Here is a 16,680-nt window from a genome sequence, read left to right on the forward strand (position 1 = left end):
GAGGCTGCGTATCAGCCGACGAGACAACGACCGTTGGGACCAGAATGACAGCAGATATTTCACTCCGTCCGGCAGATCATCCAGCCATCAAATCAGGCAAGATCGGCGTCCTGCTGGTCAATCTCGGCACGCCCGACGGCACCGACTACACCTCAATGCGCCGCTATCTCAAGGAGTTCCTGACCGATCGCCGCGTCATCGAATGGTCTCGCTGGAAGTGGTATCCGATCCTCTTTGGCATCGTGCTCAACACCCGTCCACAGAAAGTCGGCAAGGCCTATCAGTTGATCTGGAACAAGGAGAAAAACGAAAGTTATCTCCGCACCTACACGCGCAACCAGTCGGAACTGATGACCGAGCGCCTGCGGGATCTCGAAAATGTCAAGGTCGACTGGGCGATGCGCTACGGCACGCCGTCGATCGCTTCGCGCATCGACGCGCTGAAGCAAGAAGGCTGCGACCGTATCGTGCTTTTCCCGCTTTATCCGCAATATGCGGCGGCGACGACCGCGACGGTCAACGACAAGGCTTTCCAGAAGCTGCTCACCATGCGCTGGCAGCCGGCGCTGCGCACCGTGCCCGACTATCATGACGACGAGACCTATATCGAGGCGCTCGCCCAATCCGTCGAAAAGCACCTTTCGACGCTCGACTGGAAGCCGGAAATGCTGCTCGCCTCCTTCCACGGCATTCCGATGTCCTATTTCAAAGAGGGCGATCCCTATTACTGCCAATGCCAGAAGACCGGCCGGCTGCTGCGCGAGCGCCTCGGGCTGACCAAGGAAAACTTCATGGTCACCTTCCAGTCCCGCTTCGGGCCGGAGGAATGGTTGCAGCCCTATACCGACAAGACCGTGGAGAAGCTCGCTCAGGACGGCGTCAAGCGCATCGCCGTCATCAATCCCGGCTTCGTCTCCGACTGTCTGGAAACGCTCGAGGAGATCGCCGAACAGGCCGCCCACTCATTCCATGAGAATGGTGGTGAGAAGTTCGCGCATATCCCCTGCCTCAACGATAGCGAGGACGGAATGACGGTGCTGGAAAAGGTCGTTCGCCGCGAGTTGCAGGGCTGGGTCTGAGAGACTCTCGACAGAAAGCTGGGGCCGGACAAGTCGCCGGTAACAGTCGGGTGACGTAGCCGAGGCGGAACCTCCTTCTCACTTGGAGTCGGGCGGTTGCGCCCTCATTTCTTCCTCGCAAATAACGTGCTAACTCACCACATCAGTTGGGCAGGCGCGCATGCGCCGATGGGAGGAATTTTTCATGCTGTTCGGCGGCTTCGACATCGTCGTGATCGTGCTGGTCATCTTCGTCATTCTAGTGCTCTTTGCCGGGATCAAGACCGTACCGCAGGGCTATCGCTACACCATCGAGCGCTTCGGCCGTTATACCCGCACGCTGGAGCCGGGCCTCAACCTCATCACTCCCTTCATCGAGCGCGTCGGAGCGCGAATGAACGTGATGGAGCAGGTACTGAATGTGCCGACCCAGGAAGTGATTACCAAAGACAATGCCTCGGTTTCAGCCGATGCCGTCGCCTTCTTTCAGGTTCTGAATGCTGCCCAGGCCGCCTACCAGGTTTCCCACCTCGAAAATGCCATCCTCAATCTCACCATGACCAACATTCGCTCGGTCATGGGCTCCATGGATCTCGACGAACTGCTTTCCAACCGCGACGCGATCAATGACCGGCTACTGCGCGTCGTCGATGAGGCGGTGCAGCCCTGGGGCATTAAGGTCACCCGCGTCGAAATCAAGGACATCCAGCCGCCGCGCGACCTCGTCGATGCGATGGCCCGCCAGATGAAGGCCGAGCGCGAGAAGCGCGCCCAGGTACTGGAAGCCGAAGGAGCGCGCAACGCGCAGATCCTCAGGGCCGAGGGCGCCAAGCAATCCGCCATTTTGCAGGCAGAAGGCCAGCGCGAAGCCGCCTTCCGCAACGCCGAAGCCCGCGAGCGACTGGCCGAGGCCGAAGCCAAGGCGACGAAGATGGTCTCCGAAGCGATTGCCGCCGGTGATGTTCAGGCGATCAACTATTTCGTCGCCCAGAAATACACCGAAGCGCTCGCCTCGGTCGGCTCGGCGCCCAATTCCAAGATCGTGCTGATGCCGATGGAAGCCTCTTCCATCCTGAGCTCGCTCGGCGGCATCGGCGCCATCGCCCGCGAAGTCTTCGGGGACGCCGGCAATCCGCAGCCGCCTTCCCCGCCGCGTCCGCGTCCCGCGCCGATCCGCTCTACGCCGCCGATCAATCCGCCTGCCCCCAATCCCTTCAATCCGGATCAGGAGCGATAAGCCATGCTGGCGAAGATCATCGCCGAACTCGGTCCATGGAACTGGTGGGTTGCAGGCCTTGTATTGCTCGCCGCCGAAATGATCGTGCCCGGTTTCTTCCTGGTCTGGATCGGCCTCGCGGCCCTGATTGTCGGCGCACTGTCGCTGCTCTTCTGGGACAGCGCCTTCTGGATCTGGGAACTCCAGGCGATCCTTTTTGCGCTTCTGGCCGTGGCCACGACCTTTGCCGGCCGCCGACTGACGCTACGCAACGCCGACACCGACGAGCCCTTCCTCAATCAGCGCGGCGCGAGCCTCGTTGGCCGTACGGCGACGCTGCAGGAACCGATCCGCGAGGGCCGCGGCCGCATCCGCCTCGACGATACGCTATGGCAGGTAATGGGGCCTGATTTGCCCGTGGGAACACAGGTGAAGGTGATCTCGTGTCACGGCCGCGACTTGCGGGTCGAACCGGTCTGATCAGGCGACGCCGATCCGCAGCAGGTCATGGAAGTGCACCAGCCCGATCGGCCTAATATCCTCGTCGATGACGATCAGGGCGCCGATGTGGTGTTGGTTGAGCAACGCCAGGGCCGCCGTCGCCAGCATCGTCGGTTTCACCGTCTTCGGCGTCTTCGTCATGATGTCGTCGACGGCAAGTTCGGCAAGATTGCGGCTCAGGCTCCGAGCCATGTCGCCTTCGGTGACGATGCCGCAGAGCCGCCCGTCCTCGTCGAGCACGCCGACGCAGCCGAAATGTTTGCGCGATAGCACCGTAATCGCCTCCGGCATCGGCGTGCCCTTGGAAACGAGCGGCAGCTTCTCGCCGGTATGCATGATATCGGCGACATGCATCAGGCTCGCACCCAGCTTGCCGCCGGGATGAAAAACGTGGAAGTCGGTGGCGGTAAAGCCCCGCGCCTCCAGGAGTGCGACCGCCAAGGCATCGCCGAGTGCAAGCTGCATCAGCGTCGAGGTCGTCGGCGCCAGCCCGTTGGGGCAGGCTTCCTGTTCGTTCGGCACCAGAAGCACGATGTCCGCGGCCGTCGCCAGCGAGGACGCTTCGCTGCAAGTGATCGCGATCAAGGGGATCGAGAAGCGCCTCGTGAAGGAAATGATGCTCTTGAGTTCGGCGCTTTCGCCGCCTTTGGAAATCGCCAAGACCACGTCGTCGCGCGCAATCATGCCGAGATCGCCATGATTGGCTTCGGCCGCATGCACGAAAAAGGCGGGGGTGCCGGTCGAGGCGAATGTCGCCGCGAGTTTGGCACCGATATGGCCGCTCTTGCCGACACCAGTGACGATGACGCGGCCGGAGATGTCGCCGATGATCTCGACGGCGCGGGTGAAAGAACCGGCCAGTCCGTTGTCAAAGGCCCGTTCGAGCGCTTCAAGACCGCGTTTTTCGGTCTCTATCGTGCGTTTTGCCGACTCGAGCACGCTGTTTTCAACGAGTTTGATCGCTCTTCTGTTCATGGAGATGCGTTAGACCTTTTCACTTTCCAAGTCCACCCCGCACCATTTCCGAACTGTGAACAGCGCCCGCCCGTGGCAACGAATGATTAACCACAAGGCTTTACCTTTGAGTAAGAACCGAAAGCATGTCAGGCGAGTGAATGGGTCAGCCAAAACAGACGAGCAGTGTGACGCCGCTCCGCGCGATGAGGCGTGTCGTCTGCTTTACTGCGTTCGGCACACTGCTGTTCGGCCAGACTGCAGCACTCGCACAGTCCGCCTCACAGCAGCCTGTCGCTAGCCGCTCCGCCAGCCCGGACAATCGCACTACGAACAATGCCGCAGCCGGTTTCGATGACGAAATCAGCGTTTCTGCCACTCCTGTGGCAACGGGTGCGGCGGGAGATCCGGACGATACCCAACAGAGGCCCGCCATACCGGACGCGCAATCCGGTGACGACATTACCGGCTCCATTCTCGATGAGGACATGCGCCGACTGAACACCCGTGAAGCGCGGATCGACGAGACGCCGCCGATCCGCAGGGCTGGCGAAAATGCCTCGACGGCAGAAACACCCGGTATTCCGATCGGCACTTTCGTGCTCCGCCCGAGCGTGACCCAAAGCATCAATACCGAGACCACCAAGGACGGCAATACCAGGCAGCGGCGCGCTTTCCTCGAAACGGACGCAGCCGCGACGCTCACCTCCGACTGGGGACGGCACCAGCTGACCGTGACCTCGGAAGGCGCCTGGCAGAGGAATATCAGCGGTGAAGGCGAGGAGCAGCCGTCATTCAAGGTCAACGGCGATCTCCGGCTGGACCTTCCCGACGACACGGTCGCGCATCTCACGGCCGGCTATAATTTCTACCGCGAGGATACGGACGATCCCGACGCCATCGCCGATGCCACACAGCAGTCCGACGTGCAGGAGTTCACCGCCGGCGCCTCCGTCCAGCGCGATTTCGGCATCTTGCGCGGCACGACGGCGCTCGCCCTGAACCGTTCGATCTATTCCGACGCCACGCTTGCGAACGGCACGACCGTGGCGTTGAGCGATCGCAACCAGACGACCGGCACGCTGCGCGGTCGCGTCGGCTACGAGCTGTCGCCGGCGCTCATCCCATTCATCGAGGCCACGATCGGCCGTACGATCTACGACGAGACGCGCGATTCCGCCGGTTACGAGCGCTCAAGCCATAGTTATGGCGCCAAAGCCGGCGTCGAGGTCGACCTCGGCGAAAAGCTGAAGGGTGAAGTCGGCGTCGGCTACGAAAGGGCGGATTTCGAAGACAGCCGGCTGACCTCGATCGATACGGCCACGCTCGATGCGAGCCTGCTCTGGTCACCGATCCGCGGCACCGACGTCAATCTCGACCTGCAGACGAGCATCCAGCCCTCGACCACCGCTGGCGAGAGCGGCTACGTCTCGCATGCGCTGACGACGACGGTCACCCACCAGCTGCGCGACAATCTGGTCGGAACCATGATCGGCGGCGTCATATGGCGCGACTATCCCACCGACAGCACAATTAGCGACGAGCTCGTCTATACTGCGGCGACCGGCCTGACCTGGAACATCAACCGCTATCTCGATCTCACCAGCACGCTTGGCTACGAACTGACGACGCGCAAGGACGGCGACGACTCGCGGCAATGGCGCGCGGGGGTCGGCCTCAAGCTGAAAAGATAAACGCCGCGCTTCGATGGAAGGCGCGGCGGTTATCAATGACAAGTCTGAGTGAAGCCTTACTTCAGCCCTGCGAGCAGTTCCTTGAAGCCGCCTTCGACAGACGGACGGATATCAGCACGTTCGAGGGCGTAGGCGACGTTGGCCAGGATGAAGCCGTCCTTGGCGCCGCAGTCGTAGGTCGTGCCGCGGAAATGGTAGCCGGCGAAATCCTGTTCCTTCAGTAGCTTCAGCATGCCGTCGGTGAGCTGGATCTCGTTGCCGGCGCCACGTTCCTGAGTTTCGAGGATCTTAAAGATCTCCGGTTGCAGGATGTAGCGGCCGTTGATGAAGAAGTTGGACGGCGCCGTTCCCTTGGCAGGCTTTTCCACCATGCCGGTGATGCGGAAGCCTTCGCCGATCGCTTCGCCGACGCCGACGATGCCGTATTTATGAGCCTGATCGGGTGCACATTCCTCGACGGCGATGATATTGCCGCCGCTCTGGCTGTAGAGGTCGATCATCCCCTTCATGCAGCCCTTGTCGCCCTTCATGATCATGTCCGGCAGCAGCAGCGCAAAAGGTTCGTCGCCGACGATTTCGCGGGCGCACCAGACGGCGTGACCGAGGCCGAGCGGTTCCTGCTGACGGGTGAAGCTTACCGTTCCTGCCTTCGGCAGTTGCTCGGCAAGAAGGGTAATTTCCGCTTCCTTGGCGCGCTCGCGCAGCGTCTGTTCCAGCTCGAAATGGATGTCGAAGTAGTCTTCGATAATGTGCTTGTTGCGTCCGGTAACGAAGACCAGATGCTCGATTCCGGCTTCGAGCGCCTCATCGACGACATATTGAATGATAGGCTTGTCGACAACGGTCAACATTTCCTTTGGAACAGCCTTCGTTGCCGGCAGGAACCGCGTTCCCAACCCTGCCACCGGAAAAACTGCCTTACGAACTTTATTGTGATGCGCCACACAGGCCTCCTGCTTTGACTAAATCGCCTTTTAAATAAAGCCGTTCATGTCTGACTAGTATAGAATTGCTACTGTTTTGCAATGGTGACCGCCGCGGGCCGCCATGGTAAAGAATTTGTTGACTCCGTTCCTGTAGTCTCGGGTCTGGGCGGACATGATGCCCCCTGCTGCACCGAAAACTGAAGATGACGGATACGACTGTCGATGATCCAGAATCACAAAAACTCCCTTCGTGGCCTTGCTCTCGCCCTCGTTGTCGCCGCCCAGGTGGGGCTGGCCCCCGACAACGCGAAAGCCGATTCCCGGTTCCAGAAATGGATCGCGGACTTTTACCAAACAGCCGCTGAGAGTGGCATCAGTAAGGCAACTTATCAAAAGGCCTTTTCCGGGGTGAGCGAACCCGACCCGACCGTGCTCGAAAAGGCGGCCTATCAACCGGAATTTACCTCGAAGATCTGGGATTACGTTGATTCCCGCGTTAACCCCTACACCGTCAGGATCGGCCGCGAGATGGCCGTCAAGCATGCGCGGACGCTCAACGCGATCGAGCAGCGCTTCGGCGTCGACAAGACCATTCTGCTCGCGATCTGGTCGATGGAATCGAATTACGGCGCGATTCTCGACAAGGACGACCGGCTGCACTATGTGCCGCGCGCACTGGCAACCCTTGCCTATGCCGATCCGAGCCGCGCCAAATTCGCCAAGAAGCAGCTGGTTGCCGCGCTGAAGATCCTCCAGAACGGCGATGTGCCGGCACGTCAGATGACCGGCTCCTGGGCCGGCGCCATGGGCCACACTCAGTTCATCCCGACAAGCTATTTGCTCTACGCTGTCGATGCCGACGGCAATGGCCATCGCGATATCTGGAATTCGGTGCCGGACGCGCTGGCGACCTCGGCCAATCTCCTGATGAAGAACGGCTGGGATACTGGCAAGACCTGGGGCTACGAGGTCGTCGTCCCCGCGGCAGCCGCCAAGCAGATCGGCAAGACCCATACGCTCGCCCAATGGGCGGAGCTCGGCCTGAAACGGCCGAATGGCAAGGCCTTCCGCGACGGCGGCACCAAAGCCGTATTGAAAATGCCGGCCGGAGCCGGCGGCCCCGGCTTTCTGATGACGGCAAACTTCTTCACCATCAAGAACTATAATGCGTCGGACAGCTATGCGCTTGCCGTCGGCCTGCTGGCCGACCAGATCGCCGGCTATGGCGGCATGCAGCAGCGCTGGCCGCGTCCCGACGGCGCGCTCGACATCACCGAGAAATTCGAGCTGCAGACTCGTCTCAAGACGCTCGGATATTACAATGGCGAGGTCGACGGCAATTTCGGCTCAGGTTCGAAAGCGGCGATATCGGCCGTGCAGGAGCGAATCGGCATGCAGCCGGACGGCGAGCCCTCGTTGCCGCTTCTGAACGCGCTTCGCCGCTAGAAGCGGCCCAACCGTGACCTACATAGCGGGGGTAGAAGCTGGCTTGCCCTCTGCGGAACTGCCCATGATGAAGAAAACTGACCGGACCCCTAAAATCCGCTGGCTCATGCTCGCATTGATGGCGGCTTCGCTTTGTCTCGGCGCTGTTGCGCCGGTGACTGTCGCGCAAGCCCAAGAGCAGCGCTATCAGCGCCGATCGATCTTGGATTTCTTCCTCGGCAGGCGCTATCTCGACGACAGCCCGCAGGCTCCTGATGTGCCGCAGCCGAGACGCCAGCAGCGCAAGCGCCCGCCGCCAGCCCAGAAAGCCGTGATCAATACCCGCACCGCATCGCCTGTGCGCCCGCCCGTGCAGGAAGAGCCGGTCGTGCAGAAGCTTGGCGACGCCCGGAAAATCCTGATCGTCGGCGATTTCCTTGCCAGCGGCCTCGGCGACGGGCTCACCGCCGCCTTCGAGACTTCACCGGGCGTCGTCGTCGAAGCCCGCGGCAACATTTCCTCAGGCCTTGTCCGCGACGACTATTACGACTGGCCGGAACAGTTACCGAAGATGATCGACGAGCTGAAGCCGGCAATGGTCGTCGTCATGATCGGCGCCAATGACCGCCAGCAGATGGTAACCGACAGCGCGAAGGAGAAGTTCCGCACCGACGGCTGGCTTGCCGAATATCGCCGTCGTGTCCTTTCTTTCGGAAAGGAAGTCACCAGCCGCAAGATACCGCTGCTCTGGGTCGGTCTTCCTGCCTTCGAATCCGATCAGATGACGGCCGATGCTGTCCAGATGAACCAGCTCTATCGTAACCAGGTCGAGAGCATCGGCGGCGAATTCGTCGACATCTGGGATGGCTTCGTCGACGAAAACGGCACCTTCATCGTCACCGGTTCCGACGTGAACGGCCAGCAGGTGCGCCTGCGCACCTCCGACGGCATCAACCTTACGCAGGCCGGCCGGCGTAAGCTTGCCTTCTATGTGGAAAAGCCCGCCCGCCGGATTCTCGGAACCCAGGCAAGCCCCGATCTGGTGCGCCTCGATGAAAGCAACCTGCCGGGCCTCGGCCTTGCCACCAATCCGGTCGAGCATACCGTGCCGATCAGCCTCTCCGATCCCAATCTTGATGGCGGCGCCGAGCTCCTGGGAGCAAGGCCGCCACCGGTGACGCTGACGAAATCGCCGCGCGATCTCCTGATCGAGCAGGGCGAGATGACGCCGGCACCTGTCGGTCGCGTCGACGACTATCGCATGCCGGCGGCCAAGACGCCGGCCGAAGTCTCGGTGAAATAGAAACTAGGCGAGGCGGCCTTCTTATGCTGCCTGCGGCCAGCTCAGATAATAGTAATTCGAGCCGATCAGCCCGAAGAAGGCATGGCTGGCATTCGTCTGGTCGACATAGCTGCCGTTCTCCTTGACGAAGGCCCCGTCGCTGCCGCGCTCCAGATGCGCATCGAGGAAGTCGCTCCAACCGCTGACATCGATCGCCTCGCCGGCCTTGCTTTCGGTGTCGGCCTCGTCCGGATCATCGATGTCCCAGGCAGGGACCGACACGCCCTGCGTCGGATCGGAGATGGTGAGCGTGCCTGCTTCGAGCGCAGCCAGCATATCGTGAGCCTTGCCGCTTTCGCCTTCGGCCGCAGCTGCTTCCTGCAGCTGCTGCTTCAGCATCGACATGAAGGAGGCGCTGGTCACATCGGCGCTGTCGCCAGTCGTGTCAGTCTCATCTGAGGTGTCGTCCTTGGACGAAAGCGCGCCGAGCAGCCCCGACAGCGCCTGATTGGAAAGAAGCGACGCCGAGCTCGAATCGAGTCCATAGCTGCTCAGAATGCTCGCCGCCGACGAACTCTGCGTATCCTCTGAGCTTTCATCGGAGCTACGAAGATTCTTCAATGCGTATTGGGCCGAAACCATCCTGGTATTATCGAGTGCAGAAACCATTTGAATAATCCTTGTCGATCATTCGCGGCGGCTCCTCCTGAGCCCGCGTCAGGCATAAGCCTCACCCTCCGGCATTGCTTCAAGCTTGCGCCTCAGCCCGGCGCGTCAAGCGGTCGCACCGGCGAAAAGAGGTCCCGCCGGATGCGCCGCGCACAATAAAAAACTCCGCCGGAAAGGCGGAGTTCGTGTCTTCGTCAGCCTATATGAGGTGCGATCAGTTCGGCAGGACGGTCGAGCCCATCAACGCCTCGTCGATGGCGCGCGCTGCTTGGCGGCCTTCGCGGATCGCCCAGACCACCAGCGACTGGCCGCGGCGCACATCGCCCGCCGTCCAAAACTTGTCGACCGAAGTCTTGTAGTCGCGGTCGTTTGCGACGACGTTGGTCGAGCCGCGCTTGTCGGTGTTGAGCGTCAGCTTGCCTTCGAGCTCCTTCAGCACGCTTGTCGTGAACGGGCCGCGGAAACCGATGGCGATGAAGGCGAGATCGGCGCGAATGACGAATTCCGTACCGGCGACCGGCCGCCGGCGCTCGTCCACCTCGCAGCACTTGACGCCGGTCAGCACGCCGTCCTCGCCGATGAATTCGAGCGTCGCAACCTGAAATTCGCGCACTGCGCCCTCAGCCTGCGAGGAGGACGTGCGCATCTTCGTCGCCCAGAAGGGCCACACAGCAAGCTTGTCTTCCTTCTCAGGCGGCTGCGGCCGGATGTCGAGCTGGGTGACCTTGACGGCGCCTTGGCGGAAGGCCGTGCCGACGCAGTCCGAAGCCGTATCGCCGCCACCGACGACGACGACATGTTTGGCGCCGGCAAGGATTGGGTCCGACGGCCAGCCGACGCTGTCGATGTTTTCGCGCCCGACGCGGCGGTTCTGCTGCACCAGATAGGGCATCGCATCATGCACCCCCGCAAGGTCGGTGCCCGGAATGCCCGCCTCGCGCGGCGTCTCGGAGCCGCCGCAGTAAAGGACGGCGTCGTGTTCGGCCAGCAATTGTTCGACCTTGACGTCGACGCCGACATTGACGCCGCAATGGAAGGTCACGCCCTCGCCCTTCATCTGCTCGACGCGACGGTCGATGAAGTTCTTCTCCATCTTGAAGTCGGGAATGCCGTAGCGCAGCAAACCGCCCGGCTTGGTCTCACGCTCGTAGACATGCACGTCGTGGCCGGCGCGACCGAGCTGCTGGGCGGCAGCCATACCGGCGGGGCCGGAACCGATGACGGCGACCTTTTTGCCGGTATGGACCGTCGCCGGCTGCGGCCGGATGAAACCGAGTTCATAAGCCTTGTCGGCAATCGCCTGCTCGACTGTTTTGATGGCGACCGGCGCATCCTCGAGATTCAAAGTGCAGGCTTCCTCGCAGGGGGCGGGGCAAACGCGGCCGGTGAACTCCGGGAAGTTGTTGGTGGAATGCAGGTTCTGGATCGCCGCTTCCCAGTTGTTGTTGTAAACGAGGTCGTTCCAATCGGGAATCTGGTTGTGAACCGGGCAGCCTGTGGGGCCGTGGCAATAGGGGATGCCACAGTCCATGCAGCGCGCCGCCTGTTTCTGCACTTCCGGGTCCGACATCGGGATCGTGAACTCGCGGAAATGACGGATGCGATCCGACGCCGGCTGGTACTTCGCCACCTGCCGGTCGATTTCCAGAAATCCTGTTACCTTACCCATTTCTTCGTCCCTTACCCTCATGACCGCCTCACCCGCGGCCAGTTTCTGTCGTCAGTCCCGGTATCCCGGGCGGGTTGCTTCTCTTGACCGTCATTGGAACATATCCCCTGAAACATCCGCGCGATCCAGGCGGCCTACACCGGCATGATCGTCACGGGTCATCGAGACGTTTCCGACATCGGCCATCTGCGCTCGGCAGGCGGCCGATATCCGGCGCAAATCACTCCGCGGCTATACCCATCCGGCTACGCTCCATTTCCTCGAGCGCACGGCGGTATTCCACAGGCATGACCTTGCGGAACTTCGGACGGTAGTCGGCCCAATTGTCGAGGATCTGCTTGGCGCGGGCGGAGCCCGTATAGTGCAGATGGTTGGAGATCAGCTGGTAGAGACGCTCCTCGTCATGACGCGTCATGTCGCCCGAGACGTCGACGCGTCCCTTGTGCATGAGATCGCCGCCGTGATGATGCAGCTTCTCCAGCATGTCGTCCTCCTCCGGCACCGGCTCGAGTTCGACCATCGCCATGTTGCAGCGGCTGGCGAAATCGCCTGTTTCATCGAGCACGTAAGCGACGCCGCCGGACATGCCGGCCGCGAAGTTGCGGCCAGTGCCGCCGAGCACGACGACGACGCCGCCGGTCATGTATTCGCAACCATGGTCGCCGACACCTTCGACTACGGCGATCGCACCCGAATTGCGAACGGCGAAACGTTCACCCGCAACGCCGCGGAAATAGCATTCGCCCTCGGTCGCACCGTAAAGCACGGTGTTGCCGACGATGATCGAGTTTTCGGCGACGATCCGCGAATTCTCCGGCGGCCGGATGATGATCTTGCCTCCCGAAAGCCCCTTGCCGACATAGTCGTTGCCGTCGCCGATCAGGTTGAAGGTAACGCCGCGCGCCAGGAATGCGCCGAAGCTCTGCCCCGCAGTGCCGCGAAGCGTCACGTTGATCGTGTCTTCCTTCAGCCCACGATGGCGGAAGCGCTTAGCGACTTCCCCGGAAAGCATTGCGCCCGCCGAACGATCGACGTTCTTGATGCCGACCTCGAAGGCGACGGGCGTCTTGTCGGTCAGCGCCGGCTGTGCGAGCTCGATCAGCTTGCGATCGAGAATATCCTCGATCGGGTGCTGCTGCCGGCTCGTCCAGAAAGTCTCCTCCTTGGCAGCCTCGACCTTGTGGAAGATGCGGCTGAAATCGAGGCCTTTCGCCTTCCAGTGCGCTAGCATCTCGTCCTTCTCCAGGAGCTCCGAAGCGCCGATAATGTCGTCGAGCCGGGTGAACCCGAGCGAGGCGAGGATCTCGCGCACTTCGTTGGCGACGAAGAAGAAGTAGTTGATGACGTGCTCCGGCGTGCCCTTGAAGCGCTTGCGCAGCACCGGGTCCTGCGTCGCCACTCCCACCGGACAGGTGTTGAGATGGCACTTCCGCATCATGATGCAGCCGGCCGCGATCAGCGGCGCGGTGGCAAAGCCAAACTCGTCGGCGCCCAGCAGCGCCCCGATGATGACATCGCGGCCAGTCTTGAGGCCGCCGTCCACCTGCAGCGCGACTCGCGAACGCAGGCCGTTCAGCACCAGCGTCTGCTGGGTTTCGGCAAGGCCGATCTCCCAGGGGCTGCCGGCATGCTTGAGCGAGGTCAGCGGCGAGGCACCCGTGCCGCCGTCGAAGCCGGCGACCGTGATATGGTCGGCCCGCGCCTTGGCGACACCGGCGGCGACGGTACCGACGCCGACTTCGGAGACGAGTTTGACCGAGACGTCGGAGGTCGGGTTGACGTTCTTCAGATCATAGATCAGCTGTGCCAGATCCTCGATCGAATAGATGTCGTGGTGCGGCGGCGGCGAGATCAGGCCGACACCCGGCGTCGAGTGGCGGGTCTTGGCAACGGTCGCGTCGACTTTATGACCCGGAAGCTGGCCGCCTTCGCCGGGCTTGGCGCCCTGCGCCACCTTGATCTGCAGCACGTCGGCATTGACCAGATATTCGGTGGTGACGCCGAAGCGGCCCGATGCGATCTGCTTGATCGCCGAGCGTTCCGGGTTCATCGAACCATCGGAGAGCGGCATGTAGCGGTCGGATTCCTCGCCGCCTTCGCCGGTGTTCGACTTGCCGCCGATCCGGTTCATGGCGATCGCCAGCGTCGTATGCGCCTCTCTGGAGATCGAGCCGAAGGACATCGCCCCGGTCGAGAAACGTTTGACGATATCGGCGGCCGGCTCGACCTCGTCGATCGATACCGGCTTACGTCCGAGCGCCTCGGCGCTCTTGATGTTGAAGAGCCCGCGGATCGTGTTCATCCGCAGCGCCGAGTTGTTCACCATTTCGGAGAATTCGCGGTAACGATCCTCGGCATTGCCGCGCACGGCATGCTGAAGGGCTGCAACCGCGTCCGGGGTCCAGGCATGGCTTTCGCCGCGCATGCGGTAGGCATATTCGCCGCCAATATCGAGCGTTGTCGCCAGCAGCGGATCCTTGCCGAAGGCTGCGGTGTGGCGGGCAACGGTCTCTTCAGCGATCGCCTCGAGGCCGATGCCTTCGATCATCGTCGCGGTTCCGAAGAAATACTTATCGACCAGTTCCGACGACAGGCCGATCGCATCGAAGATCTGCGCGCCGCAATAGGACTGGTAGGTCGAGATGCCCATCTTCGACATCACCTTGAGGATGCCTTTGCCGACCGCCTTTATGTAGCGGTAGACGATTTCGGATGCATCGACTTCCTTCGGAAACTCGCCCTTGGCATGCATGTCGAGCAGCGTGTCGAAGGCGAGATAAGGGTTGATCGCCTCTGCGCCGTAGCCGGCGAGCAGGCAGAAGTGATGCACTTCGCGCGGCTCCCCCGTCTCGACGACGAGGCCGACGGAGGTGCGAAGCCCCTTGCGGATCAGGTGATGGTGCACGGCAGCCGTCGCCAGCAGCGCCGGAATGGCGATTCTGTCGGGACCGATCTGGCGGTCGGAGAGCACGATGATGTTGTAGCCGCCCTTGACGGCCGCCTCCGCGCGCTCGCAGAGCCGGTCGAGCATTTCGGGCATGCCAGCCGCGCCGCGCTCGATATCATAGGTGAAATCGAGCGTCTTGGTGTCGAAGCGGTCTTCCGTATGGCCGATCGAGCGGATCTTTTCGAGATCGCCATTGGTCAGGATCGGCTGGCGCACTTCGAGGCGCTTGGCGTTCGCCATGCCCTCGTGGTCGAGAATGTTCGGGCGCGGGCCGATGAAGGAGACCAGGCTCATGACGAGCTCCTCCCGGATCGGATCGATCGGCGGGTTCGTCACCTGCGCGAAGTTCTGCTTGAAATAGGTATAAAGCAGCTTCGGCTTTTCTGACATTGCCGAGATCGGCGTGTCCGTGCCCATCGAGCCGATCGCTTCCTGACCCGTCGTCGCCATCGGCGACATCAGGATCTTGGTATCCTCGGTCGTGTAGCCGAAGGCCTGTTGGCGGTCGAGCAGCGACACGTCGCGGCGCAGCGCCCTCGGCTCCACCGGCTTCAGGTCTTCGAGGATGAGCTGGGTGCGGTCGAGCCAGTTGCGATAGGGATGCGCCGTTGCAAGCTTCGACTTCACCTCGTCGTCCGAGATGATGCGGCCTTCTTCCATGTCGATCAGCAGCATCTTGCCCGGCTGCAGGCGCCACTTCTGGATGATTTTCTCCTCAGGAACCGGCAGGACGCCGGCCTCGGATGCCATGATGACGCGGTCGTCATCGGTCACGAGATAACGCGCCGGCCTGAGGCCGTTGCGGTCGAGCGTGGCGCCGATCTGCTTGCCGTCGGTGAAGGCGACGGCAGCCGGTCCGTCCCACGGCTCCATCAGCGCGGCGTGATATTCGTAGAAGGCCTTGCGTTCGGCCGCCATCGACTGGTTGCCGGCCCAGGCTTCCGGGATCAGCATCATCACCGCATGTGCCAGCGAGTAACCGCCGCGGACCAGGAATTCCAGTGCATTGTCGAAACAGGCCGTGTCCGACTGCCCCTCGTATGAAATCGGCCACAGCTTGGAGATGTCCTCGCCGAACAGCGGTGAGGAGACCGACGCCTGGCGCGCCGCCATCCAGTTGACGTTGCCGCGCAGCGTGTTGATCTCGCCGTTATGGGCGACCATGCGGTAGGGATGCGCGAGCTTCCACGACGGGAAGGTATTGGTCGAAAAGCGCTGGTGCACGAGAGCGACCGCGCTTTCGAAACGCGGGTCCGACAGGTCCTTATAATAGGCACCGACCTGATAGGCCAGGAACATGCCTTTGTAGACTACTGTCGCCGATGACAGCGACACTGGATAGAAGTTGCTCTCCTCGCCGTCGAACTCGTCGTAGATGCGGTTTGAGATGACCTTGCGAAGGGTGAACAGCCGACGCTCGAACTCGTCGTTGTTTTCGGCGTCTTCACCGGCGCCGATGAAGACCTGCACGTGATGCGGCTCGGTCGCGGCGATATCAGGCGCCTTGGAAAGCGACGAATTGTCGACCGGCACGTCGCGGAAGCCGATGAAGACCTGGCCTTCCTCGACGATGACGTCCCTGATCACCTTCTTGAAGTGCTCGATCTGCTTTTCGTCGCGCGGCATGAAGATATGGCCGACGCCATATTCGCCAACTGGCGGCAGGGTGATGCCCTGCGCCGCCATCTCCTCGCGGAAGAAGCGATCGGGAATCTGCACCAGGATGCCGGCGCCGTCGCCCATCAGCGGGTCGGCGCCGACGGCGCCGCGATGCGTCAGGTTCTCGAGAATGAAGAGGCCGTCCTTGACGATCTGGTGCGACTTTTCGCCCTTCAGATGCGCGACAAAGCCAACGCCGCAAGCGTCATGCTCGTTGGCAGGATCGTAAAGCCCCTGCTTCTTCGGCAGGCCGGAAGCGGATTTGGACGTCTTGGCCGTCGCGCGCGCCTCTGCAGCGGCAAACCGGTCAAATTCCATGGATGGCGTCTTCGTCATCGTCTTTCCTCCTGTCGAAGCCCGCGGGGCCGCGGGCGGCTTTCGTCTTGCGTCGCAACCTGAAAGTAGGTCCGTCGCATGACAGCGCTGTTGCATGGTGAAGATCGGCCGCAGACATCTGCTTCTTGAGGAAAGCAAACCGTCGCGTTCCGCGCCTGCCATTCGCCCCCGTGCGCCAGCCGGAGGGCTGACGCTCGGAAGAACTATAGCGTGAAAGCCCGTCGCTGCCAGGGTTTTCGGCGCCTCTTCGGCCACTAAGGCCAGAATAGGACAGCAACACTGTCCTAATTCATCAGCTCTATGCCAGAAACCTTCTCCGTCCGCAAGAGCGTCGCGCCAAAAAT

11 protein-coding genes are annotated in these 16,680 nt (G+C 61.8%); 6 read left to right on the top strand and 5 right to left on the bottom strand.

Going from position 1 to position 16,680, the window contains the following annotated elements:
• The first annotated feature begins 44 nt into the window (after window positions 1–44).
• The 3 genes from hemH to AC13QO_RS09275 all read left to right on the top strand — a co-directional run bounded on the left by hemH (window position 45) and on the right by AC13QO_RS09275 (window position 2,754).
• Window positions 45–1,079, top strand: coding sequence for a ferrochelatase (hemH, locus tag AC13QO_RS09265; protein WP_488540504.1), 1,035 nt, complete (start codon window positions 45–47; stop codon window positions 1,077–1,079).
• 184 nt (window positions 1,080–1,263) lie between these two features.
• Window positions 1,264–2,295, top strand: a complete 1,032-nt coding sequence (locus AC13QO_RS09270; protein ID WP_488540505.1) for an SPFH domain-containing protein — start codon at window positions 1,264–1,266, stop codon at window positions 2,293–2,295.
• Between the two features lie 3 nt (window positions 2,296–2,298).
• Complete coding sequence (locus tag AC13QO_RS09275; protein ID WP_488540506.1) at window positions 2,299–2,754, top strand: NfeD family protein; 456 nt, start codon at window positions 2,299–2,301, stop codon at window positions 2,752–2,754.
• Here the strand turns inward: AC13QO_RS09275 and AC13QO_RS09280 are convergent, their stop codons facing one another.
• Entirely contained in the window at window positions 2,755–3,750 is a 996-nt protein-coding gene (locus AC13QO_RS09280) for a KpsF/GutQ family sugar-phosphate isomerase (protein WP_488540507.1), read from the bottom strand.
• Between the two features lie 140 nt (window positions 3,751–3,890).
• Here AC13QO_RS09280 and AC13QO_RS09285 point away from each other — a divergent pair, with 140 nt between their 5' ends.
• The gene (locus AC13QO_RS09285; RefSeq protein ID WP_285192560.1) at window positions 3,891–5,423 is read left to right on the top strand and encodes an outer membrane beta-barrel protein; all 1,533 of its coding nucleotides are present in this window, start codon (window positions 3,891–3,893) and stop codon (window positions 5,421–5,423) included.
• A 56-nt stretch (window positions 5,424–5,479) separates the two neighbouring features.
• Here AC13QO_RS09285 and galU read toward each other — a convergent pair whose 3' ends face one another.
• On the bottom strand, window positions 5,480–6,367 hold the full coding sequence (gene galU, locus AC13QO_RS09290) for a UTP--glucose-1-phosphate uridylyltransferase GalU (RefSeq protein WP_085779406.1): 888 nt from the start codon (window positions 6,365–6,367) through the stop codon (window positions 5,480–5,482).
• A gap of 204 nt (window positions 6,368–6,571) precedes the next feature.
• Here galU and AC13QO_RS09295 point away from each other — a divergent pair, with 204 nt between their 5' ends.
• Window positions 6,572–7,795 (top strand): lytic murein transglycosylase, encoded by a 1,224-nt coding sequence (locus tag AC13QO_RS09295; protein ID WP_285192559.1) that lies wholly within the window; start codon window positions 6,572–6,574, stop codon window positions 7,793–7,795.
• 64 nt (window positions 7,796–7,859) lie between these two features.
• Window positions 7,860–9,077 carry an SGNH/GDSL hydrolase family protein gene (locus tag AC13QO_RS09300; protein ID WP_488540508.1) on the top strand — a complete coding sequence of 406 codons (1,218 nt, stop codon included), beginning with the start codon at window positions 7,860–7,862 and terminating at the stop codon, window positions 9,075–9,077.
• 21 nt (window positions 9,078–9,098) lie between these two features.
• Here the strand turns inward: AC13QO_RS09300 and AC13QO_RS09305 are convergent, their stop codons facing one another.
• The 3 genes from AC13QO_RS09305 to gltB all read right to left on the bottom strand — a co-directional run bounded on the left by AC13QO_RS09305 (window position 9,099) and on the right by gltB (window position 16,336).
• On the bottom strand, window positions 9,099–9,725 hold the full coding sequence (locus tag AC13QO_RS09305) for a hypothetical protein (protein WP_085779409.1): 627 nt from the start codon (window positions 9,723–9,725) through the stop codon (window positions 9,099–9,101).
• A 214-nt stretch (window positions 9,726–9,939) separates the two neighbouring features.
• Window positions 9,940–11,394 carry a glutamate synthase subunit beta gene (locus AC13QO_RS09310; protein ID WP_085779410.1) on the bottom strand — a complete coding sequence of 485 codons (1,455 nt, stop codon included), beginning with the start codon at window positions 11,392–11,394 and terminating at the stop codon, window positions 9,940–9,942.
• Between the two features lie 220 nt (window positions 11,395–11,614).
• Entirely contained in the window at window positions 11,615–16,336 is a 4,722-nt protein-coding gene (gene gltB / locus AC13QO_RS09315) for a glutamate synthase large subunit (protein WP_488540509.1), read from the bottom strand.
• Window positions 16,337–16,680 lie beyond the last annotated feature (344 nt).

It is taken from the genome of Rhizobium sp. CNPSo 3670, assembly GCF_057784555.1.